At 27.2% G+C, this 24,775-nt stretch carries 23 protein-coding genes; 2 read left to right on the top strand and 21 right to left on the bottom strand.

The window, feature by feature from the left end; genetic code table 11:
- Positions 1-10: 10 nt before the first annotated feature.
- The 17 genes from folP to KGF38_RS14555 all read right to left on the bottom strand — a co-directional run bounded on the left by folP (position 11) and on the right by KGF38_RS14555 (position 16,098).
- Complete coding sequence (folP, locus tag KGF38_RS14635) at positions 11-802, bottom strand: dihydropteroate synthase (protein ID WP_161803367.1); 792 nt, start codon at positions 800-802, stop codon at positions 11-13.
- Positions 803-866: 64 nt separating this feature from the next.
- Positions 867-1,439 carry a GTP cyclohydrolase I FolE gene (gene folE / locus KGF38_RS14630; RefSeq protein WP_054269932.1) on the bottom strand — a complete coding sequence of 191 codons (573 nt, stop codon included), beginning with the start codon at positions 1,437-1,439 and terminating at the stop codon, positions 867-869.
- Between the two features lie 25 nt (positions 1,440-1,464).
- Positions 1,465-2,166 carry a hypothetical protein gene (locus KGF38_RS14625; protein ID WP_054269931.1) on the bottom strand — a complete coding sequence of 234 codons (702 nt, stop codon included), beginning with the start codon at positions 2,164-2,166 and terminating at the stop codon, positions 1,465-1,467.
- Between the two features lie 33 nt (positions 2,167-2,199).
- Positions 2,200-2,943, bottom strand: a complete 744-nt coding sequence (locus tag KGF38_RS14620; protein ID WP_054269930.1) for an aminotransferase class IV — start codon at positions 2,941-2,943, stop codon at positions 2,200-2,202.
- Entirely contained in the window at positions 2,933-4,282 is a 1,350-nt protein-coding gene (gene pabB / locus KGF38_RS14615; protein WP_176702480.1) for an aminodeoxychorismate synthase component I, read from the bottom strand. Before pabB ends, KGF38_RS14620 begins: the two co-directional genes overlap by 11 nt.
- Position 4,283: 1 nt before the next feature.
- On the bottom strand, positions 4,284-4,868 hold the full coding sequence (locus KGF38_RS14610; RefSeq protein ID WP_054269928.1) for an anthranilate synthase component II: 585 nt from the start codon (positions 4,866-4,868) through the stop codon (positions 4,284-4,286).
- A gap of 21 nt (positions 4,869-4,889) precedes the next feature.
- Positions 4,890-5,609 (bottom strand): polysaccharide deacetylase family protein, encoded by a 720-nt coding sequence (locus tag KGF38_RS14605; protein ID WP_054269927.1) that lies wholly within the window; start codon positions 5,607-5,609, stop codon positions 4,890-4,892.
- A gap of 27 nt (positions 5,610-5,636) precedes the next feature.
- Complete coding sequence (locus KGF38_RS14600; protein ID WP_054269926.1) at positions 5,637-6,701, bottom strand: CAP domain-containing protein; 1,065 nt, start codon at positions 6,699-6,701, stop codon at positions 5,637-5,639.
- A 146-nt stretch (positions 6,702-6,847) separates the two neighbouring features.
- Positions 6,848-7,657, bottom strand: a complete 810-nt coding sequence (locus tag KGF38_RS14595; protein WP_054269925.1) for an MORN repeat-containing protein — start codon at positions 7,655-7,657, stop codon at positions 6,848-6,850.
- A gap of 241 nt (positions 7,658-7,898) precedes the next feature.
- Positions 7,899-8,765 (bottom strand): YitT family protein, encoded by an 867-nt coding sequence (locus tag KGF38_RS14590; protein WP_054269924.1) that lies wholly within the window; start codon positions 8,763-8,765, stop codon positions 7,899-7,901.
- A gap of 522 nt (positions 8,766-9,287) precedes the next feature.
- A complete protein-coding gene (locus KGF38_RS14585; protein WP_054269923.1) occupies positions 9,288-9,977 on the bottom strand; it encodes an LrgB family protein in 690 nt (229 codons plus the stop codon).
- Positions 9,970-10,341 carry a CidA/LrgA family protein gene (locus KGF38_RS14580; protein WP_054269922.1) on the bottom strand — a complete coding sequence of 124 codons (372 nt, stop codon included), beginning with the start codon at positions 10,339-10,341 and terminating at the stop codon, positions 9,970-9,972. The genes KGF38_RS14585 and KGF38_RS14580 overlap by 8 nt, the downstream gene beginning before the upstream one ends.
- Before the next feature lie 179 nt (positions 10,342-10,520).
- Positions 10,521-11,918 carry a tetratricopeptide repeat protein gene (locus tag KGF38_RS14575; RefSeq protein WP_413926758.1) on the bottom strand — a complete coding sequence of 466 codons (1,398 nt, stop codon included), beginning with the start codon at positions 11,916-11,918 and terminating at the stop codon, positions 10,521-10,523.
- A gap of 129 nt (positions 11,919-12,047) precedes the next feature.
- Positions 12,048-12,641 carry a GAF domain-containing protein gene (locus KGF38_RS14570; protein ID WP_054276403.1) on the bottom strand — a complete coding sequence of 198 codons (594 nt, stop codon included), beginning with the start codon at positions 12,639-12,641 and terminating at the stop codon, positions 12,048-12,050.
- Between the two features lie 64 nt (positions 12,642-12,705).
- Entirely contained in the window at positions 12,706-14,169 is a 1,464-nt protein-coding gene (locus tag KGF38_RS14565; protein ID WP_054269920.1) for a VanW family protein, read from the bottom strand.
- 123 nt (positions 14,170-14,292) lie between these two features.
- Positions 14,293-15,684, bottom strand: coding sequence for a hypothetical protein (locus KGF38_RS14560; protein WP_054269919.1), 1,392 nt, complete (start codon positions 15,682-15,684; stop codon positions 14,293-14,295).
- A gap of 165 nt (positions 15,685-15,849) precedes the next feature.
- Entirely contained in the window at positions 15,850-16,098 is a 249-nt protein-coding gene (locus KGF38_RS14555; protein WP_054269966.1) for a hypothetical protein, read from the bottom strand.
- Positions 16,099-16,363: 265 nt separating this feature from the next.
- Between KGF38_RS14555 and KGF38_RS14550 the strand changes: the two genes are divergently transcribed.
- Entirely contained in the window at positions 16,364-18,454 is a 2,091-nt protein-coding gene (locus KGF38_RS14550) for a peroxiredoxin (RefSeq protein WP_176702479.1), read from the top strand.
- Positions 18,455-18,657: 203 nt separating this feature from the next.
- Here KGF38_RS14550 and KGF38_RS14545 read toward each other — a convergent pair whose 3' ends face one another.
- Together KGF38_RS14545 and KGF38_RS14540 are read right to left on the bottom strand one after the other, a co-directional pair.
- The gene (locus KGF38_RS14545) at positions 18,658-19,257 is read right to left on the bottom strand and encodes a viroplasmin family protein (RefSeq protein ID WP_074178970.1); all 600 of its coding nucleotides are present in this window, start codon (positions 19,255-19,257) and stop codon (positions 18,658-18,660) included.
- Positions 19,258-19,274: 17 nt separating this feature from the next.
- Complete coding sequence (locus tag KGF38_RS14540; protein WP_074178969.1) at positions 19,275-22,394, bottom strand: helicase C-terminal domain-containing protein; 3,120 nt, start codon at positions 22,392-22,394, stop codon at positions 19,275-19,277.
- A 222-nt stretch (positions 22,395-22,616) separates the two neighbouring features.
- Here KGF38_RS14540 and pdaA point away from each other — a divergent pair, with 222 nt between their 5' ends.
- Positions 22,617-23,441: a delta-lactam-biosynthetic de-N-acetylase gene (pdaA, locus tag KGF38_RS14535; RefSeq protein ID WP_054269915.1), complete on the top strand. Its 825-nt coding sequence runs from the start codon at positions 22,617-22,619 to the stop codon at positions 23,439-23,441.
- 95 nt (positions 23,442-23,536) lie between these two features.
- Here pdaA and KGF38_RS14530 read toward each other — a convergent pair whose 3' ends face one another.
- On the bottom strand, positions 23,537-24,322 hold the full coding sequence (locus KGF38_RS14530) for a GNAT family N-acetyltransferase (protein ID WP_054276397.1): 786 nt from the start codon (positions 24,320-24,322) through the stop codon (positions 23,537-23,539).
- 197 nt (positions 24,323-24,519) lie between these two features.
- Entirely contained in the window at positions 24,520-24,654 is a 135-nt protein-coding gene (locus KGF38_RS20425; RefSeq protein ID WP_054269913.1) for a hypothetical protein, read from the bottom strand.
- Positions 24,655-24,775 lie beyond the last annotated feature (121 nt).

Here is a 24,775-nt window from a genome sequence, read left to right as displayed (position 1 = left end):
TATATTATACCTACTTTCTATATATTGCATCAGTCATTCTAGCTGCCATTAAGTTTTCATAAACATCGTGTACTCTAACTATATCTACACCATCTCTTATACCTAGTACAGTAGTAGCTATTGTACCTTCCAATCTTTTTTTTGGTTCAACTGGAAGGACCTTACCTATTACCGATTTTCTAGATGTGCCAAGTAAAATAGGATAGCTTAAGTCTTTCAATTCGCCTAACCTTCTTAATACCTCTATATTCTGTTCAAAATCCTTACCAAATCCTATTCCTGGGTCAAGTACTATTTTTTCTTTTTTTACTCCACAGCTAATTGCCATTTCTATGCTTTCTTCAAAAAAGTCCCTTATTGACTCCATTATATCTTTTTCATATTTTGTCCCATCTTGATTGTGCATTATACATACTTCTGCATCATATTTACCTATTACAGAGGCCATATTTTTATCTTTTCTAAGACCCCAAACATCATTTACCATAGTAACACCTAATTTTAGTGCTTCTTCTGCAACATCTGCCTTATAAGTATCTATTGATATTGGTATATCTAATTCTTGTTTAAGTTTTTTTATTACAGGGATTACTCTTCTTAGTTCTTCATCTGAGTCTACATAACTATGACCTGGACGTGTAGATTCTCCTCCTAAGTCTATTATATCAGCGCCTTGGTCAACCATATCTTTTGCGTGTTTTATTGCTATGTCTAAGTTATTAAAATCTCCTCCATCTGAAAAACTATCTGGAGTTACATTTAATATTCCCATTATATAAGTTCTTTTACCATAATCAAACACAATTACTGACACTCCCTTAAATTAAATTTTATATCTCAACAAATGATTATATCTACAACAACTACTATTTCATAGTAATAAGACTCATCGCCTCAGCTCTAGATGCAATATCCTTTTCAAATATACCTCTTACTGCTGATGTAACAGTTTTTGAACCTGGCTTTTTCACACCCCTCATTGTCATACACATATGCTCTGCTTCCACTACAACTAAAACACCATAAGGCTGTAATTCTTCCATTATTATATCTGCAGCATTTTTAGTAATTCTTTCTTGTAATTGTGGTCTTTTTGCCAATGTATCTATTACTCTAGCAAGTTTAGAAAGACCTGTAAGTCTTCCTCCTTTTGGTAAATAAGCAATATGAGCTTTTCCAAAAAAAGGAACTAAGTGATGTTCACAACATGAATAAAATGGAATATCTTTTACCAAGACTAATTCTTCATGTTTCTCATCTGCAAAAAGAACTTTTAAATGGTCTCTTGGTTCTTCAGTAAGACCTGAAAATATCTCTTCATACATTCTAGCAACTCTATTTGGAGTCTCAATTAGACCTTCTCTATCTGGGTCTTCTCCAATTGCCTCCAATATTTCCCTTACTGCATGTTGTATCTTTTCTTTATCAACTTTATTCATTTAAACTCCCCCCATTGATTTGTGACTAGAAGATTAGTTTTATAATCTCTTTTGTCTCAATTTCTTTAAAAATATAATTATACACATCTAAAAGTTTTTGATAGTCATAACTTTCACTTACCTTTGATACTAGTTCAAAAAGTTCATTATTTTCTTTTTCCAAAACTTTTAGCAATTTTTTATCTTTTGGTACCCAATTATCATTTATATTAAAGTACCCAATTATTATATCTTTTAAATATAAATTCGTCAAAAAATGATATTCAAAAGCATCAAATTTTTCTTTATTTTTTAAATTTGATATTTTTCCCCCAATATCTTGTTTTAAAAAAGACTTTTCTTCCAGTGACATTTTTTTAGGCCCTTTTAGGTAAATATCCCTACTTATATCCTTTATATTCTTTGATGTCTGCTCTTTATCAAATAGAACTTTAGCATCCTTCATCTCTTTAATAAAGAAATACTCTCTATCTGATAATAATTTTTTTACACCATCTCTTGAAAAATAGTTTATGTCAAATTCTATTCCCTCTTTTTCAAACAGTACTCGCTCTTGTTTTTCCCCTTTTTTTACAAAAACGAATATATCAATATCATTTATTTCTACATCGTGAAGAGTAAAATCTAAGTCTTTACTAGAACCAACCAAAAATACTGCTAAAGTATTTGGATTTTCTATTATCGTTGTTATCTCTTCACTATATACCTTATAAACACAACTTATCATTTCTTATCTCCAACAAATTGTTAATATTTTAATTTACTTTAAATATTCTACTATTTTATCGAAAATAGCATTTTTTTCATAAAATTTTATTTTGTCAATTTCTGTAACTTTCATAGCTCCCATAAGACTATTTGTGACAAAAACAAAATCAAAACTACTAATTTCTGATATATTAATTTCATTTTCTACCAACTCTATATGTAATTCGTCACAAATATTTATAATCCTCTTTTTTATTATTCCATTTAATATTGGTAATTTACCACTAGGAGTGTATACTATTTCTCCTTTTATAAAAAATATATTACTCATAGAGCATTCTAAGATTACACCCTCTGAATTTACAAATATACCATCATCATAACCATCTTTATTTGCAAAATTTTTAGTATATATATTTTCAAAATAATTTGTAGTTTTATGTCTATGAATCAAACTATCTCCTCTAATGATTGGTGAGACAGTTAATTTAAAGCCCTTTTCATATGTTTCTTGATTATATGGGATATCTCTGATAGATATATTATAACCTTTATCAAAAACAGTAATTCTAAGTGCTTTATCAACAATAGTTTCTTTTTTTATATATGTATTAATCTCATTTATCAAGAAGTCTTTTTCATGCTTTATATCTAGTTCTAAACACCTTATTGAATTAAGCATTCTTTCTATATGAAGATTTAAATCTATTGCTATACCATGTTCAACTTTAATAGTTTCAAATAAACCAATTCCAAACTTACTTAAACTGCTATCAAAACCTACATTATTCTTCATAATAACCCCTCAAAGCCTTCATTATAGATTTTGCTTTATCCATTGTTTCTTGATATTCTTCATCTGGGTCAGAATCCCAAGTCATTCCTCCTCCAACTTGGAAATAAACCTTTCTATCATCTTTTATTATTGTTCTAATTGCTATATTAAAATCCATATCACCATTAAAACCTATATAACCTATTGAACCAGTATATACACTTCTTTGTGTTGGCTCCAATTCATCTATAATTTCCATTGCTCTAATCTTAGGTGCTCCTGTTATAGAACCACCTGGAAAAGTAGCTTTTATTATATCAGTAGCATCCTTATCGTCTTTTAATTCACCTACAACTGTTGAAACTAAGTGATTTACATTTGCATATGGTTCAATTACAAATAGTTCTGGAACTTTTACACTTCCTGTTTTAGATATTCTACCAATATCATTTCTTTCTAAGTCCACTATCATAAGTAATTCAGCTCTATCTTTTTCACTATTTTTAAGTTCTTGTTGAAGCTTTAAGTCTTCTTCCCTATCCTTACCTCTTGGACGAGTACCTTTTATTGGTCTAGTTTCTATTTTCTTATCAATACATCTTATAAATCTTTCTGGAGAGTTTGATAATATATGTACATCATCAAAGTTTAAAAATGCTCCAAATGGTGCTGGACTAAATCTTCTTAAATCTCTGTATAGTTCAAAGCTTGTAAGTTCTGTTTCTCCACTGAACCTTTGTGTTAAGTTTGCTTGGTATATATCCCCTTGTCTTATGTACTCTCTAACATTTTGAACTGCATTTTTAAATTCTTTCTTTGTGAAATTAGATTTAAGTCTTATAGGTTTAACTTCTTTTTCTTGATAACATATATTATCTATGCCTTTTTCTTCTTCTTTTAGTATTTTTTGTTCGATGTCATTAACTATCTTTTCTTCTAATTTCATATCTATATTTGGAGTAGCTATGTAAGTTTTTTCCATAAGATGGTCTACAACTATTACATGATTGTACAAACCAAAATACATATCAGGCATCCCAATATCATCTACAGCACTTCTAGGCAATTCTTCCATATAATTACCTAAATCATAAGACAAATATCCTACAGCTCCTCCTATAAATGGAAGGTTAGTATTATTTTTAACTCTATATTTATTTAGTTCTTCTTTTAAAAATTCTAATGGATTTTCGTCAGTATCTTTATATTTTAATACCTTAAATGGCTTACTACTTATAAAAGAATATCTTCCTAATTTTTCTTTATCCATAGCACTGTCTAATATAAAACTGTCATGTTCGTTTCTAAAAATAGTAAATATCTCAAAAGAATTAAGTTTAGTGTTTATCTCTCTTATCATATTACATATGTATCCTTTCTCTAGCTTCTGTTATAAAGTTTTTCAGCATCTCATGACCATACTCTGATAAAATAGCTTCTGGATGAAATTGTACTCCTTCTATTAAGTATTTTTTATGTCTAATTCCCATTATTTCACCTTTATCAGTTGTTGCTGTAACTTCTAGTTCTTCAGGAACTTTATTACAATCAATTATTAGTGAATGATACCTAGTGACATTCAAAGGATTCTTAAGACCACTAAAAACCCCTTTATTAATATGGTTTATACTATGCACCTTTCCATGTACAGGTTGCTGTGCCTTTATAATATCTCCTCCAAAAACATGTCCAATAGTTTGGTGACCCAAACAAATTCCTAGTATAGGCTTTTTCCCTTTAAAATAGTCAACAATATCTATGCAAACACCAGCTTCTTTTGGAGAACATGGACCTGGAGATAATACAATTACCTCTGGATTAAGTTCTTCAATATCACTTATTTTGATTTCATTATTTCTCTTTACTACGACTATTTCCCCTAATTCTTCTATGTATTGTACTAGGTTATACACAAAAGAATCATAATTGTCTATCATTAGAATCATACTTAAATCCCCCCCTAAAAATTATTTTATTAACTCAGAAACTGTTACGAATTTAAAGCCTTTTTCCATCATTTTTGGGATAAACATATCTAAAGCTTCAACTGTATCATTAGTTGCATAATCGTGTAAAAGTATTATATCTCCATTTTGTACTTTATTAATTATTTTATCAGCAATACTGTTAGCTCCAGGATTTTTCCAGTCCTTCACATCTACACCTGTCCATAAAACAACTTTATAGTCATGCTTTTTTGCAATTTCTACTAAGTCTTTTTCTCTATAACTTCCAAATGGTGGTCTAAATAATGTAGGTTTCTTTCCAGTCACTTCTTTTAAGATATCTTCACACTTAACAATCTCCTCTTCTATCTGATTAGAGCTTAAATTACTTATATCAGGGTGATTAAAAGTGTGATTTCCTATTTCATGCCCTTCTTTACTGGCTCTCACTAATGGTTCTTTATACCATTGAGCATGTTTACCAGCTATAAAAAAAGTAGCTTTTACATTGTATTTCTTTAATACATTTAAAACTTGGCTAGTTTCTTTTGGATGTGGTCCATCATCAAAGGTAATTGCTATTAACTTTTTTTCCCTTGAACCATGCTTAATTAAAACATTTCCATTAGTATCTGTCATCAAAGCAGAGACCTTACCAAAATTAGATACTAGTATTATTCCACAAAACAAGACTATCGCTACTAAACACTTATATGTTGTCCTCTTTTTCCATGGTGTCATTTTTAAACTTCCTTTCAAACATTTTAGTTATTTATAAAAATTTTGAGTGTAATATGTTTTATAGCTTCCTCCAAATATTACTCCAACTCCAATATTATTATAATTCCCCAAAATATTTTTTCTATGTCCTTCAGAATTCATCCAAGCTTCATGTGCATATATTGCGTTAATTTGCCCCGCTGCTATGTTTTCCCCAGCCGAAGTATATACGATTCCCTCCCTTTTCATTCTATCAAATGGAGTTTCATTATTTTTATTTATATGGTCAAAAAAATTATTATCTCTCATATCTTCACTATGCTTTCTTGAACTCAAAGTAGCTTGTTCACTGTATATTAGTGAATTTAATCCTCTTTGATTCCTAACACTATTTACAAGGTCTATAACTTCTAGTTCAAAACATTTTTTAAGCTCTTCTCTATCATCTGGATATAATTCTTTAAACTCATCTTCAGTACTTTTATCAATTATTAAATATGAACAAACTCTATTTTTTTCATGAATATCGTAGAAAATTGTAATATACTTGCCTTCTTTACTTATTATATCATATTGATTTTCTGAGTTTATTATATATCTAGTATTTCCTTTTCTCTTATATTTTAATGGTGTAATCTTAGTTCTCACTGTTTGCCTATCTTGATTTATTTTTATATCTTGGTTTTCACATGAATTCATAGAATTACTGTAAAGTGCTACTACCTCATTATTTTCAACACCAACCATTGCAAATTCTTTTCCATATTGATTATATACATACCAATCAAAGCCATATTCACTAGTATCAATTCTTCCAGGTTTCCCAATACTTGATAATACTTGATTTAAATTGTCTCCCAGACTTATTTTTTCAAAACTCTTTATATCTGATTCATCTAGATTTTCATTCTCAGTATTATTCAATTGTAAATTTTGATTTTTTTCTTTTTTATCTTTTTTTGAATTGTCACCTACATTTATCTTGTCTAAAAATTCATTCCATATTTCACTTTGAGAAATTTTTTCTTTTAAATCATATACTTCCTCTAACAATTCAGGACTATAAAATAAAACAATAAGTATTACTAACACTAATGCAATTAATTTCTTCAATATATCCCTCCTTCATAAAATCGAATTAAAATTTTTTAATATTCATTTAGTATACTAATAATGATAATATATACTAATAAATAACATTCATACCTATTCAAATTTACTAAGTATTATAAAAAAGCTTTACCTACTAATAGATAAAGCTACAGTCTTAAAGAAAATATTTCATCTAATGTTCTATCAAAAATGGATGGTTTATCAAATTTCCAAGTCCCTTCATAAACCAATTCATTATTTAGATAAAAAGTTCCTTGCCCATGTTTTTTTCCATGCATAAATTCACCTACATATTTCTTGCCTTTTTCCCATATATAAGTCCCTTTACCATGAATCAAATTGTTCTTCCATTCTCCTTCATAAAGTATTTCGCCTTCACTATTGTAACAAATACCATACCCTTCCATCTTTCCACCTTTAAATTCACCTGCATATATACATCCATCACTCCACTTGTAAATACCTTTCCCATCCTTCTTACCATTTTTCCAAGTTCCAATATACTCATCTTTACTATTATAGAGCATATTTCCAATACCATTCATTGTATCTTCTTCAAAATTACCTATATATTCATTTCCATTTGAAAATACAAAACTTCCTTTTCCATTTTTTTTATCTTGTTTAAACTCTCCTATGTACTCCATTTCTGTTCCTTCATCTACAAAAAAAGTATAAGAGCCTTGACCTTCCATCTTTCCCTCTAAAAACTTACCTACATATACATCCCCATTTGAAAATTTATATATTTTATTTTTTGGTTTTTTTGTATCTACTTCATCTATATCACGAATTGTTTTTCCTTCTAATTCTAATACTTCATTTTCTGGAGCAAAATCTCCCTTTTTTAAAACACGTTTTTTCATGTTCTTTATACTTTTAATCTCTTTATTTACTTCATTTATATATTTCAAATAATTATCATACAAATTAACATATTCTTTAGATAAATTCATAATGCCATTCCTCCAACGTTATTACTAGATATTTTACTAAATCCATTAAATTTATTATATCCTAATAGTGGTCATGTTTTCTACACATTAAGTAATTTTTTCAATTTTAATTTTAAAATGGCATCTTTTAAAGTGATACACAAATCATTAATAAAATCTTTATCTTCCACCTATTAAATTTAAATAGGCTGAGAGCCATAATATAAATTTATATATTATAGCTCTCAGCCTATAAAATTCTCTATAAATCTTTTGCTTTAAATCCTCTTCCTTTTACCTCTGTGACATCATTTACAGATATAAAGGCCTTTTTATCATACTTCAAAGCTATATCTTTTATCTTTGGTATCTCATTTGATGAAACTATTGTATATATAATTTTCTTTTTTTGATGAGTATATGCACCTTCTGCATCTAAAAAAGTTACACCCCTAACTAAACTCTTCATTATATCTTCTGCTATTAAATCGACTTCATTTGACATTACCATAACAGATTTTTGATAATTCATTGCATCTTTAATGAAGCTCATTGAGTACGCATTTAGAAATAAACCTATAAGAGTATATAATGCTAAATCTAATCCAAATAAGAAACTTCCTGTAAGTACTATTAATCCATTTATTGCTAAAGCAGTATCTTTCATTTCTATGTTCTTCTTAATTTTTAGTATTGCAGCTATTATATCTGTACCACCTTGGGAAGACCTAGTTCTAAATACAACCCCAACACCTAAACCAGATAGTATCCCACCATATACACTTTGGAGTAATATATCATGTATAGGTATAATCTGACTTATTTCCTGAGTCGCACCTAATAATAATGAAAATACAATCATATTTACTAAACTTGAAATACAAAACTCTTTTTCAAGGTATATGAACCCTAAAATAAATATTGGGATATTGATTAAAAATGTTAATAGACCCACATTTATATTTGTCAAATAGTTTATAGATGTTGCTATACCTGTAGCACCTCCACTAAGCAGATGTGCTGGTCTTAAGAACCCATTTATACCTATAGATGTCATCAACATCCCAAATAACATTGTTGAATATCTTAAAACTGGATGTTTTTGTAGGGTATTCTTAACTTCACTCATTTCTTTCTCCCTTCAATCTTTCTAAATCTTTAGAATTTTAAAAACTTATCTTTACATATATTATATTATTCCTGATGTAATAGATAATATTTCAAATAAATTTTTATATAATTTCTTGAACTGTCATCTATTACATCATCTATTATAGTATCTTTTTCATATATGTCTAGTGCAATTTTTTATATTTTAATCTTTAAAAACGTTCAAATCATCTCATTTATGCTTTAAATAAAAATCCTTCTAGCACAATATGATACTATTTATTATTTAACTTGCAATATAGTAAATTTATAGTATTCTTTTCTAAATATCTATTTTTACAGTAATTTATCTTATCTTAGCAAATTCAAATTTAATATTTATCTGTTCGTAATTAATTGCTAAATGAAATTTTTGTTTTCATAATTTCAGTATATGATTTTTTTATTTCATTATTTGCATTTTTTTCATTCACTTTTTATTTTAAAATTTTTTTATTTTATTTTGTTTTAAGTATCCACAATACTAATTTTAATTTTATTTTTATATAAAATTCATTATAATTGGAATTAATATTACTGTAATTGTACCAGATACTCCAATAGAAACACCACTCATAGCTCCTTCTACTTCTCCAAGTTCAAAAGCTTTTGTAGTCCCTAGAGCATGTGCAGACGTTCCAAGTGCAATTCCTTTAGCAACTGGATGATTTATATTTCCAAGTTTAAATACTGTAGAAGCAACCATTCCACCAAAGATACCTGTAAAAATTATAGCCACAACTGTTATTGACTCTATACCATTTAAGGAATTTGCTAAAGATATTCCCATTGGTGTTGTTATAGATTTTGGAATCAAAGAGTTTATAATACTTACATCTGAATTAGCTATCTTACCAATTATCAATACAGATATAAAAGAAATTACTATACCACAACCTATACCTACAATAATTTCAACCATATGCTTTTTAAATAATTCAAATTGCTTATAAAGTGGAACTGCAAGTACTACTGTAACAGGACCTAGAAAGAAATTTATACTATCTGCTCCTATCTTGTAGTTCTCATAAGGAATTTTAGTTATGCTTAAAAACACTATTATTCCTACGATTGCAATTAACATGGGATTACATATAGGATTGTTCGTTTTTCGTTGGATATATCTCCCTAAATTAAAAAATACTATTGTCACTATTATACCAAACACTGGCGTTTGTAATACATTATACATCTTTTTGTCCTTCTTCCTTCTTTTTTATCATTTTTTCCACTATAACTCCAGTGGCATACATTACTATTAGTGTGCTTAAGCATATGACTAATAAAAGCACTAGTACATTTTCCTTTATCAGGTCTAATGATTTTATAAGTGACACACCTGCTGGGATGAAGAATATAGCCATATTATCAAGGAAAAATCCACTTATATTTTCTATACTACTCAAATCTAATACCTTAAGTTGTAGTAGCAAGAATAATAATAGCATCCCAACTATACTTCCAGGAATAAGTATAATTCCCTGTATAAAGGAACTTATATACTCTCCTATGACCCATATACATAAAATTATTACTAACTGATTGAAAACTTTCATTTTCCACCTCCAAAAACTAAAGAGATTGCTTCAAATCACATATTTGTAGTTTTTTCAACAGGCAAATATCTTTCTTCAAATAGAAAGTTATAATTTGATACAATCTCTTTTAAATTTATTTTTATTTTAATTTAATAAAATACATACTTGGTTGTTTCAAAAAACTTAACTATATAAACCTATTTTTCACTTAAAATCTCTTTTATTTTTGAATTGTTATACATGCTGTCTGGAACTTCACTTCTTAAACTATAGAAGGTTTGTTGTGCATTTTTTAAATCACCATTATCATAATAAAGCATCCCTAACTCATAATATGAATCATCATAATACTGGTCATGTTTAGTATAAGTATTTATATATTTTTTATAATATTTTATAGCTTCGTCTTTATTTCCTAATAGCTTATTTGTTATGGCTAATTGATATATTGATTCAGAAATATATTTTTTAGTTTTCCCAGAAGAAACTACACTTTTAAAATTATCTATGGCTTTTTCATATTCTTTATTTTTCTTTAAATCTAGAGCTTGATAGTATAAATCTTCCTCATCAGCTACAGTTATCTCTCTTTCTGGTTCTTTATTTTTAGCCTCACTTAACTCTTTATTCGTTTTTTCTAATTTTTCACTTGTTTCTCCCAGCTTTTTATCAGTTTCATTTAGCTTTTCATCTTTACTACTTATTTGATTATTTAAATTTTCTATTCTCTTTTTACTTTGAATCAAATATACACCCATACCTACTAAAACACAAACAACTATAATATATGGTAAAATATTTTTCTTCTTTTTAACTTTTTTTACTTCTTCTTTTTTACTTGTATCTTCTTTTTCTTCCTCTTTCTTTTCAAATACTGGATTATCCTTATCTAACTCTTTAAGTTTATCTAAGTATCCTTCTCTCTTCTTTACATTGCCTAGTTTATCATACAACAAAGATAAAATCACATATGGTTCTATTAGTTCAGGTTCTTCCTCAATTATATTCTCCAAAATATGTATTGACTCATAATTTAATTCTTCATTTATAAATCTTATAGAATGATTGTACCTTCCTAAAAATGTTTTAAAATCTTCAGATGAAATTAGATTTACATATTTTCTCGATATATGGTTATTTTCATAACATAAAGCTGTATAAAAGCTCTCAAATGACTTAGCAAAGTCACATTTTAATAGCTTTAAAAGACCTCTAAGATTTAGTATATCAATATCTTTAGGATTTATTTCTAAAGCTTTATTCACCATATTAATAGCACTAGTTATATAGTTCTTATATGCCAAATCCAGTGCATTATTATATCTTTTGTATGATTCTAATTTTAATTCCTTTGATGTTGTGTCTGACTTTGAATTTAAAGCTCCTTGTAAGTTCAATAGTGTCTCTTCTTTATAATTTGTAGTCACATAGCTCTGCTTTAATGCTTTTAGTGTCTCGTCACCTTCTTCTTCTTCTATGTTAAAAAAAGTCAAATCACTTTTATTATCTTCTATCAAAGATATATCTAAAATTTTTCTAGGCATGTTTTCTATGTCCTGTTTTATATCTTTAACTAAAATAATACTCACCTCCACTCTAAAATATATATTTAAGATAACATATTTAATATGTCAAGTCAAAACTATACATATTTTGCCATTATCCTCATAATAAAAAAGGTAATCCTCTTCTTCTTGTGAAAAGGTTACCTTTTTCCAATATTACTAACTTTTAATGTTGAATTTTTTTACTTTTCTATACAGTGTAGCTATACCTATATTTAAAGCCTCAGCTACCTTTTTCATACCTTCTGTGTTACTTCCATATTTTTTTATAGCTTTTTCTATAGCTTCCCTCTCAAGGTCATCCATAGTCTTAACTTCTTGTTTATATAATTCATCTAATTTAAAAGATATTAAGTCAGACATACTTCTTACAAAAGCAGTTAACTCCTTGTCTTTTGAAAGTATTTTTTCCTTTTGTTCTTCATTAAATGCAGCTATACCCAAAATTCCAAGTATATGTTCTCCCATTTTAACAGGAGTACATATATCAGCTAACTCTTTACAATTTTCTCTATTTGCACATTGATTACAGTTCTCTTCTATTTCCTTATTTATAACATAGGATTTTCCATCTTTTAAAACAAGAGAGTATACTGATTTCTCTGAGATTGTCTCTCCTATTTTACCTCTGAATATTCCTGTCCCTGCTATCCTAGTTAAATCTTTTGTAACTAAAGTAACATCTACATCCAACACATTAGAAATATTCTCGCAAATACTTTGAACGTAATTCGTTATATTATTTAAATTCAAAGTAATCCCTCCTATTTAGATTTATATTTTTTAATACTCTACATAAATCCTATTCTTGAGAACTTTAAGCTTGCGGTTGTGGTTGTGTCTCATTAGGCTTATTATCAGTTGGTGGTGTTTCTGGTTTTTGTTGATTATTTTGATTATTTGAGTTTTGATTATTTTTATTTTCATCTGTCTTTGGCTTTTCTTCTGGTTTTGGTTCCATAGTTCCAACTAATATAATACCTTCCTTCTTAGGATAATATGAATTAGCTATTTTTTCAGTTTTAATTTTCTTACCATTAGCATCATTAAATGTTCTATATGTTGATACAGAATATGCATTTCTTCCGCTCTTTTCCACTTTTTCTTTGCCTTTAGGCATTGTAGAATCATTAACTCTTTTCATTGTAGTTTGTGAAACACCATCTAATTTTGTTGATATTGTTATATTTTGTTTGTCTTCTGCACTTCCATATATATTGCAAACAATTTGATTCCCTGAAACGTAATTTTTTATGTAAACTGGATGCTTTAGATTGTTTTTAAATAAGAAATCTATTCCACTATCTGCAACAGTTGCATCTCTTCCTTTTGGAACATAACTTGATGGTATTGTATGATTTTTTACATTAACAATTTCTAATCCTGCATATAACACAGAATTATATAGTGTTGACGAAACTTGACAAACTCCTCCACCATAGTCTTCTTCCATCTCACCTTCCATTATTACAGGTGCACTTTTATATCCATTTTCTTTACTTCTTTTACCTGTATGCTTGTTAAATGAAAAAGTTTCTCCTGGCATAAGTAATACATTACTTATATTATCTGTTGCTAATTTTATGTTTATACTTCTATTTACTTGAGAAGTTTTAAATGTTGTTGAATACTTGCCTAAATTTGTGTCTATATTAGCAAGTTGCTCTTTTTTTATCTTTGCTGGAGTAGCTTTTACTACTAACTTATTCTTATAATTTCCTTTTTTAGTTTGATTCTCAAAATTCTCCATACTCTTAGAAATATCCATTTTAAGACCATCAGAGTCTGGTACAACTTTTACTTTTTCACCACTTATATCAAGTGTTGCATCTTTTACCTCTACATCTATTTCTTTAGCTATCTTTTCCATTTCTGATTTTAGCTTATTTTTATCATAATTTGTCACTACTACTAAGTTGTTTTTCTTTCCAAAATTTGCTGAAATAGTTTTTGATAGATTTCCAAAGAAACCATTCTTTCTATTTAAATTATATGCATTTTCTACTGTTTTATCCAAATCTGCAGATAAATTTAAATCTTTACTTTTAACTTTCCAGTTTTTATCATTGTAGATAAACTCAACATTTTCTAATTTGTATTTTTTACTTAATTCCTGTTTTGCTTGTGCCTTAGTCAATTTGCCAATGTTTACTCCATTAACATATGTGTTTTTTGCTATTTTCTCCCCATTAAATTGCACACACATTATGCCTATAAAAATTATGACTACTAATGCTACAGCACCAATGGCTATAACTAGCTTTTTGTTCACATTACTCATCCCATACTTCTCCTTACAATAAAATTATTTATATACACCTACTATTATATTACTACATAATCTGCCTTAAAAACCCAAAAACTTTTTAATTATATAATAATTTAACATTATCAATATAATTAATTAATATTCATTTAGTCCTTTTTCTGATATGGCATATATTTTTTCATTGTAAATATTAATAGCATAAACCTCTTTACCTTTAAATAATCCTTTGTTTACTATAGCGTAATAATAAATATTTTTATACTTCCCAAATAACTCTTCTAATGTTTTTTTACTCTTTACATACCTCTCAGCTTTCTCTATATCTAATATCTCAACCTTTTTATATTTGTTATCTTTTTCATCAAGAGTATTAGTTAATACAAATTTAGCTTTATCTTTAGTAATACCAAATTGATAACTTCCATCCTCTAATATCCTAAAGTATCCATCTCCATAGTCTACTTTGTAATCTTTCTTACCATCTTTATATGAATATAAATCTTTAGTTTTTGCACTTACTAAAACCTCATTTACTAATTTGTCATACTCATATACTTCAGCATAATAATATTTATTATTTTTTATCATTTGTGGAAGTGAATTTATAGATAAATTTGACTTATCTTTGCCACTTTTTTTGGATATTACATTTATGATGTCATCAGATGTTAAAGTATACAATGATAAATTCTTCTTATATTTTTTCTCTAGACTTTGCACTTTTTCATCATCTGAATAATCTTCTTTTAAATATTCTATATACTGTAATGCTCTTTCATAATCTCCAGAAGTATTTGCCTCTTCAGCTCTACTTATATAATAATCATACATTTCCTCAATACATTGCTTTTTCGCATTTTGAGCCATATTATAATACTTCTCATCTTCTTTTAATACTTTATTATACTTTTCGATAGCTTCATAATACTTATATACTTTTTGGTCTTTGACTGCTGAATCATAAACATCTCTAGATTCCCTAATTGTTTCTATATTCTGTTTGTATACATCTAAATTACTACCCACTCCATTTAATATTGAAACAGTGTTTATGTAGTTAATGGCAACATCATAAGTAGTATTCTCTTCCTTATACATTTCCTTAACTCTATCCGCCTGAGTTAGCAAATCATCCACATCTATATTTATTTTATTTAGCTCTTTTACTGTATTTATTAATCCAATAAAACTTTCTTGACTTATATCTCCATCTAAATATTTATCACCACTATTTAATAATAATTTGTTAATTTTTTTAGAAACAGACTTATTGAATCTTTCCATTTTTGAAGCAGAAAACTTTTTTTCTATACTCGCATAGTAATCAACAGCTATAGAATATTGTCTTTTATCTATGATTTTCAACAACTCATTAGCTTCATTTCCTACGCTAAATTCATTACTACTTAAGAAAAATACTATCATTAAAACAATTACGCCTAATGCTGATAATGAAACTGCAACTATAGACTTTCTTTTTTCATCAATAAAATCTACAGTTTTCTCAAATAAATCTCTAAAATTCATTATGGTTCCCTCTCCATTTAGCAATATTTATATTCTATGGTAAACTAAATTTCTTATTGGTTATTATATCATAATTCCTGAAAAAAAATAAAAACACAAGTTAAATCGTGTTTTTATTTTACCTATCAATCATTATTTTATACATAAATATTTCCTTTACATAAACTATGATATCTTTCTCTTTATATCTCTAGAATGACTTTTTTGTTTTTTATTAGCACTGACATTTTTCATTCTTGTTTTATGTACAGTTTTATTATCAAATATTTTTCTAGCATTGCATAAAACAATTCCAGTTGTTAAACAAACTGTAACTACACCGCCCATCAAAAAGTAATAATCCAATCCTATATGTACTCCCATAACTGAATTTATTAATACTAATGCAAAAGTCATTGCAAAACATATCATCATGGAGATAACTAAAATTCTTAGAATTTTTTTCAATCCAATCACCTCGTATAATCACTAATATTGACACTACCCCTTATCCATTACTATACCAAATTAGTAAAAAAATAGCAATTACTATTGTCATTTATATTAGGAATATATTAAATATTTTTAATAAATATCTTTTTTTGACATTAGGATTCGTTAATTTTTAATAAAGTAGTAACACTAATCTGTATTAATTAATAGAATAAAATAAATGATAATTTATTGAGGGGTGATTTACATGCCAAATTTGCCAAGTTTAGGATCAAAGGCTCCTGATTTTAAAGCCAATACAACAAACGGCCCTATTAGACTCTCTGATTATAAAGGTAATTGGATTGTTTTATTTTCACATCCTGGTGATTTTACACCAGTTTGCACTACAGAATTTTTGTGCTTTGCTAAATATTATGACGAGTTCAAAAAAAGAAATACAGAGTTAATTGGTCTAAGCGTCGATAGTAACAGTTCACATCTAGCTTGGATGTACAATATTTCTTTGCTTACAGGTGTAGAAATTCCATTTCCTATTATAGAAGATAGAGATATGAGAATTGCAAAGTTATATGGTATGATATCAAAACCAATGAGTGATACATCAACTGTTCGTTCTGTATTTATTATAGATAATAATCAAATTTTGAGAACGATTCTTTATTATCCACTTACTACAGGAAGAAATATTCCAGAAATACTTAGAATAGTAGATGCTCTTCAAACTAGCGACAGAGACAACATAGTTACACCTGCAAACTGGTTCCCTGGTATGCCAGTGATTTTACCATATCCTAAAAACTATAAAGAATTAAAAAACAGGGTTAACAGCTGTAATAAGAAATATTCCTGCATGGATTGGTACTTATGTTTTGTACCAGATAATTATAATGACGAAGAATTAAACAAGAAAATTGATAATACTTGTAGCTGGAATACAGAACATACTAAAAATATTGAAAATAAAGGTGATTGTGAAGACAAAAATACTGACTACATGCACAAAACTCACGATTGTAAGGAAGAACACAGTAATGATACTAAAAAAGATTTTAACTGTGAACAAAAGCACACTAAAAATACCAATAAAACTTGTAACTCTAAACAAAATAAGCTTAAAGATAAATCTTGTGATGTAATGAATTATAACTATGATAAAGAAGATAGTAGTTATGAGGATTTCTATAAAGAAAATTATAAAAACTATGATTATACTAGTGAAAAAAATACTAAGAAAATAGCTATGAAGACTTTGAAGGATTCAAAAAAATTAGTTAGACCACAAATAACAGACCCATACAATCCAATAGTTGAAAATGCAAATTGTCCAGATATAAATCCAATTGTGGTAGAATATGTTCTTGGTAATCCAACTAATGTAGATGCTCAACTATTAGATGCAGTTATCTTTGCTTTTGCAGAGATAGACCAGTCTGGTAATTTATTTATCCCTTATCCTAGATTTTTAAATCAATTACTTGCTCTTAAAGCTGAAAAGCCTAGTTTAAAAGTAATTGTAGCTATTGGAGGTTGGGGAGCTGAAGGCTTCTCTGATGCAGCATTAACTCCTACATCCAGATACAATTTTGCAAGACAGGTTAATCAGATGATAAATGAATATGCTTTAGATGGAGTTGATATAGACTGGGAATATCCTGGAAGTAGTGCATCTGGAATAGTATCAAGACCTGAGGATAGAGAAAACTTTACACTTTTATTAACAGCCATAAGAGATGTTATAGGAGATGAAAAATGGCTTAGTGTGGCTGGAACGGGAGATAGAGGGTATATAAATTCAAGTGCTGAAATAGATAAAATAGCTCCAATAATAGATTATTTTAATCTTATGAGTTATGATTTTACAGCAGGTGAAACAGGTCCAAATGGTAGAAAACATCAAGCAAATCTTTTTGAATCGGATTTATCTTTACCAGGATATAGCGTTGATATAATGGTAAGAAATCTCGAAAATGCTGGAATGCCTTCTGAAAAAATACTTCTTGGTATTCCATTTTATGGAAGATTAGGTGCTACTATAACAAGAACTTACGATGAACTTAGAAGAGATTATATAAATAAAAATGGATATGAATATAGATTTGACAATGTTGCTCAAGTTCCATATTTAGTTAAGGATGGAGAGTTTGCAATGTCCTATGACGATTCTTTATCTATATTCTTAAAAACTCAATATGTTCTTAGAAATTGTCTAGGTGGCGTATTCTCATGGACATCAACTTATGACCAAGCAAATATATTGGCTAGAACTATGTCCATTGGTATAAATGACCCTGATGTATTAAAAGATGAACTTGAAGGTATCTATGGTCAGTTCTAATATAATGTAAGGAAATTTTATAGTTTTGTTATACAAAAAAGCAGATTGTATTATATTAAATAAACTTTGTCTAATTAATAATACTGATTAGTTATTTATAAATTAGATACTTATTTTCTAATAATACAATTCTGCTTTTTAATTATGAGTTAAGAGTTTAAATATACTCCTACAACATCTTATTATATATCAATAATATTTTATTATATCCCAATAGCTTTTTTAGCCAATTTGTCAGCTTCCTCATTATATTGGTCTCCAGAATGTGCTTTGACTTTTGTAAATTTTACATTTAGTTTAGTTTTAATACTATTATAGAAATTTTTATATGCTATAGTTCCTTCTTTATTCGTTTTCCAAACTCCAGTACACCACTTTTCTATACCTTCATAATCAAAATATAAAATCAAATTTTGAATATTATTCTCTAGACAATATTGCATCGCAATTTTAGAAGCTTCTATTTCTCCAGCTACATTTCTCATTCCTACAAGAGTTTCATCTTTTCCTTTTTCACTATATGTTTTTATAACTTCATTATGTTTTAAAATCACAACACCTGAACCATACATCTTTATTGAATGTTCATAGCTTCCATCTACATATGCCTCTATAAATTCTTCATCTTCTTTAAAGCTAGTTTTTTTTGAACCATAAATATATTCTTTTGCTTCTTGTAAAGTAGGAAAACTCTTATATTCAGCTCCTGAAAATCCGTTTACCTGCTTTTTGCACTCATCCCATGTATTATATACACCTATATTTTTACCCTTTTTTACAGCATAAAACTTTTGTTTTGCCAAATATATCACTCCCACCTTTAGTTTTTATGTTCTTCTCTCATAAATATATCTAGATTTATCAGATAGTTCCTATCAAAATACTTTACTTTCATATCTTTATTTATAATATCTATATAATACACTTCCCCTTTTATAGCTCTTTGTCTTATATTTTCATTCATATCTTTTCTTATTATATCTTTATCAACATCATTCTTATCTATTCTAGCATCAACATTTAGTGCTTTTACAGTGTCAAATATAACAGATTTTAGGATTAAACTTCTAGATTTATTTAAATGATGCTTTATATAGGTATAAAATTCATTACTATTCATTTTAGAAATTTTACAACCATGCAAATCTTTCTCCAACCTCTTTAGTACACTTATATTGGTTCCTGCATCAAAAATCACAAAACATCCATAATCATATTTACTTCTTAAAATTCTCCCCATAGCTTGTTTTACCTTGATTGTCATTTGTGGATAATTTATAGTGTAGTAATCTATATTATACTTCTTCATTATAGTAAAATACAAAGGGTCTTTTGGATTTAGATTTGGAAGCTTGTCTAAAGTTACACATACTAGACCATCTCCTGGAATATCTACACCTTCAAAACATCCTTTTGAACCAAGTACAACACACTTTCGATTCAAATCATTAAGATGTCTAATCCCTTTTTTATCAGCATAAATTTCTAAATTAAAACCATGTAAATATTTTTTCAATATTTCATAAGTCTTTTCCTGTCTATCTTTACTATTAAAAAGAGCCAATGTATGACCTTCTGTAATTTGTGATATATTAGATATGATTTTACTCATTTCATTTGGAAATTCAGTATTCCTGTATTCACATATATCAGAAAAGGCAACTACAGATACCATATTTTTATAATCAAAAATTGGTTCTATAATCTTTTCTACATTCTTAACTCTGTCTATTCCTAATGTATTTTTAAAATAAGACATATTTTCAGATAAACTCAAGGTTGCAGATAAAAATATTCCTTTTTCTAACTGAGATAAGATATTTTCTTCAAATAAATCTGCTATTTTTAATGGAACTACTCTAAATTCAAAATCATTATAATTCTTCTCAATTTCAACTATCCTTGCATAATCATCCTTTTCATCATACTCTAAAAATATTTCAAATATAATCTTTATATCCTCTAAGTCTCTCGCCTTTGCTTTTCCAAATTTATATATGTCAGTTTCTTTATCTATACTATCATCATCAATATTTCTATAAATTGTTATTATTATTGCAACTAAATTTTTTATTATTTTTTCACAACTTGATTTTATCTTTTCACTATACAATCTATAACTTATTTCAGTATCTATACCATCTTTTTTTAGTTTTCCCACAATTTCATCTATTTGCAGATTTAATTCCCATCTTAAATTATAATTACTTACACTATTATATTCATTACAACTACCAAAGTCTAATATTGAATCTATCTCTTCAAGAATAAGATTTATACTTCTAGCAATTTTTTGTTTATCTTTTCTTTCAATTTTTAATACATGATAAAATTTATCAAAAGCCTTTATTTTTCTCATATTTTTACTATATTTTTTATATATGAAGCTACTATCTTGAATGAATTCATATGGATAAATTTCTTGCAATAAATATCTTAAAGATTTTGAATTTATAATGCTTGAAAAGAAATCATATCCTTTTTCAGTCAAATTATGTGCTTCATCTACTATTATATTTTCTAGAGGTTTTTCATCTTTATATGGCCATTTAGCTAATAAAGAATGGTTTACTACTGTTATATGTTCTTCTTTCAATTCTTCTGTTCTTTTCTTATATAGGCAATCTTTTTTACACTTTTTAGGTCTACACATATTTGGGTCACAGCTTATATTTCTCAAGTGTACATTTATTTCCTTAAAATTATCCAACACCCAGTAATTTATTTCTTCTATATCTCCATGTTTACCACCTTCAACTAATCTCTCTAAAAATATCAAAGATAATATTTCTCCCTTAGTAGGCTCTTGAGATTCGTAGTCTGCTATATATGCTTCCAATCTATCTATGCAAATATAGTTATTTTTTCCTTTTATATACCCATAACTTACTTTTCCATTTAACCCTAAAGAGTCTAACACATTTGGAATGTCTTTATTTATTAATTGTATCTGCAATTCCTTTGTATCAGTAGAAATTAACAACCTTTTCTTATTAATTCTAGATTCTAATATCGCTGGCAATAAATACCCTACACTTTTACCTATACCAGTTGGTGCTTCTATACATGCAATTTTTTCATCATCTTCACTATTTTTAAACAACTCTCTTATCATTTTAGTAAGCTCATACTGACCTGTTCTATACTCATATGTAAATCCTTCTTTATTCTCCCATATGGTCTTGTATCTCAATAGTTCTTCATAATTATTTTTCTCTTCATTTAAAATTTTTAATGTTTCTCTTTCTTTTTTCTTCTCTTCTTTTGAGTTAGGCTTCTTATATTCTTTTTTAATATTTATATTATTTGATAAATCAGAGTTTGCATCCTCTAAAAATTTACTCCATTCCCAGGTTGAAAGATTAAACTTCTTAAGATAAGAATTTACTTTAAAACTCAATGGCTCTAAAGTACTTTTCTCATAATTATTAAATCTTACTAGGAGACAATTTAAAATATTTATGATATCAAATACATCTGATAGAGCTCTATTTTTTATTTTAGAATCGCAAGCAGTCAAATTATTTTTTAAATACTCTAGACTATACTCTTTATGATATGGTTCTAAAATAACTGCTAATTCAATTAAATCAATAAACTTATTTTTTAACTTTGGCATATGATACTCAAAAAACTTTTTTTTCAAACTTAAATCATGACATATAATCAAACTATCTTCTACAAAATTTATAAGTTCATCTTCTACTTTTTCTATATCATGAGCTATTTCTAAATCACTTTTATTTAAATTACTACATAGTGAAAATACTTCTATAGGTACATCATATTTATTTTTTATTAATGATTGATATGTATCTATCTTCCAATCTTTAACCTTAACAGCTCCAACTTCTAAAATTTCTGAATTTAAATAATCTAATCCACTAATTTCTATATCTAAAAAAACAACATTATTCAACATACTTATTATATTATCCATTTTTATATCCCTTCAAGTTAAACAAGTCTAACTTATTTACAATAATTGCTCTTTATATTTTATCATTTATATGTACTTTATTTAATATAATTAATATTAATTTTATATATCTTACAACAAATTTCTTTAATTTATTATCTGTATATATGAATATTTTTAACTATAAATATTCAAACTATATTGTAAGAAATGCACTTGAAATTTTAAATAAGAGGTGAAATTGTGAAAAAAGATAGCCTAAAAAAATACATTCTGATAGGAACATTTGCTCTAATACTTTTGGGAATCGCTAGTGTAAACTTTAAATCATTAGATAAGACAAAAACTCAAATTTCTAGCCCAACACTCGATACACATGAATATGATTGGTATTTTAACCCTAGAGAGGATGGTAAGCAGCCATCTCCTATAAAAGAAGCAACTTTTTTTAAAAAATATGATTCTTACTATGTAGGAAATCCTAATGAGAAAGTTATATATCTATCATTTGATGCTGGATATGAAAGTGGGAACACTCCAAAGTTATTAGATACATTAAAAAAACATAATGCTAAAGCACAGTTTTTCGTAGTTGAAAGTTATATAAAAAGCAATCCAGATTTAGTAAAACGTATGGAAAAAGAAGGTCATTTAGTTTGTAATCATTCAAAAAGTCATCCATCAATGGCAGGTATTACAGATTTTGAAAAATTCAAAGAAGAAATTACAAGTGTAGAAAAGGCATATAAAGATGTTACTGGAAAAGAAATGCCCAAATATTTTAGACCTCCAATGGGTAAATTCAGTGAGCAATCTTTGAAATATACAAAAGATTTAGGATATAAATCTATATTTTGGAGTTTTGCTTATGTAGATTGGTATGAAAAGAAACAACCTACTCATGAATTTGCTAAAAACAAAATTTATTCAAGAACACATCCTGGTGCAATAGTTTTACTACATCCAAATTCATCAACAAATACTGAGATATTGGATGAAGTACTTACACATTGGGAAAAAGAAGGTTATAAACTTAAAACACTTGATTATCTAAGTAATAAAAAATAATATTTTATTTCAACAAAACTCCATCATGAATTAGAGTAAAAATAAAACTATTTATAAATACTTTAATTCCTAATGGAGTTTTTTATTTTTTATATTTATTTAAAAAGAATTGTCCATTCATTTATCTCTTTATATCCTATATTTTGATATATTTTACCTGCTATATCATTGTTATAAAAAAGACATGGGACTTTTCCTTCCAACAATAATTCTTTACTTAAATTGTAAACTATATAACTTGCAAATCCTTTTCCTCTATATGCTTTATCTGTACTTACAGATACTACCATTGCCAAAAAACTAGTTTCCATTCCAGTTGATGCAGTGCTAATCATAGTATCATTATTTTTAATAAAATATGCTCTTACATTTCCTTCTTTTAAATGCTCTTTTCTTTCTTCTATGTAATTTTTACTTACTTTATAATCTGAGATATTTAAAAGTTTTCCTATCTCATCAATATCTTTTTCCTGAGCTGTTTCTATTTTATACTCTTTCATGTGAGAAAAATCTATTTCTTTTATTTCCTTTAATATACAAAATTTATTATCTAGTTTTTCATAAAAATCTTTATATTCGCTTATTAGCCTATCTATTACACACTTTTTTCCACTTATACTTTCTACATCCAAATCTTTTATATGATGTTTCATCTCTTTTACATCAAAGTCATTTTTTAGACTATAAATTATAAGTTTTGACTTATTCTTTAATATTATAGAAGTTATATTTCCTCCTTTCATTTGAGACCATATATCTTGAGAGTAGGAGCTAAACCCATAGTTTTCAACATATCCAATTATGAATAAGTTTAGACTTTCTTCATGTGATACATATTGCCAAAATTCTTTTTCTAAAGTATTATCTATTTTTACAATCAAGTATATATCCTCCTTTTGTATTAATAATGATATACCTTATAATTTATAGTATCATTTAAATCCATTATATTCCACCAAATATTCTTAATTTTTCAAAAATAATTTAGAATTGTAAGCTAATTAATTTCTTATAAAAGTATACAATTAAAATATTATATGTCATTTTTATATTTTAATTAAATTACATTTTTTAATGTCTATGCAATATGTTCATATTTATTTTTATATTCTGTCATCGCTTCATTCCAAGCCTCTTCCACTGAGATTCCTTTCTTAATTGCAATTCTTTGTGCCAATTCTATTATTTTCATAGCTTTTCTTGATATATTCATATATTTTCCTCCTCTAAATTATCATAAATTATTTTAAAGTTAAATTTCTGTAGTTATTTTATATGTTTATTTACTTATATCTTACTAATTATTTGTGTATTAAATGTGAACTACGCTAGAA

It is taken from the genome of Clostridioides sp. ZZV14-6387 (assembly GCF_020657835.1).
Taxonomy (GTDB): Bacteria; Bacillota; Clostridia; order Peptostreptococcales; family Peptostreptococcaceae; genus Clostridioides; species Clostridioides difficile_A.
Note: the sequence above shows the minus strand (reverse complement) of the source record. Positions and strands in the feature narration are given on the sequence as shown.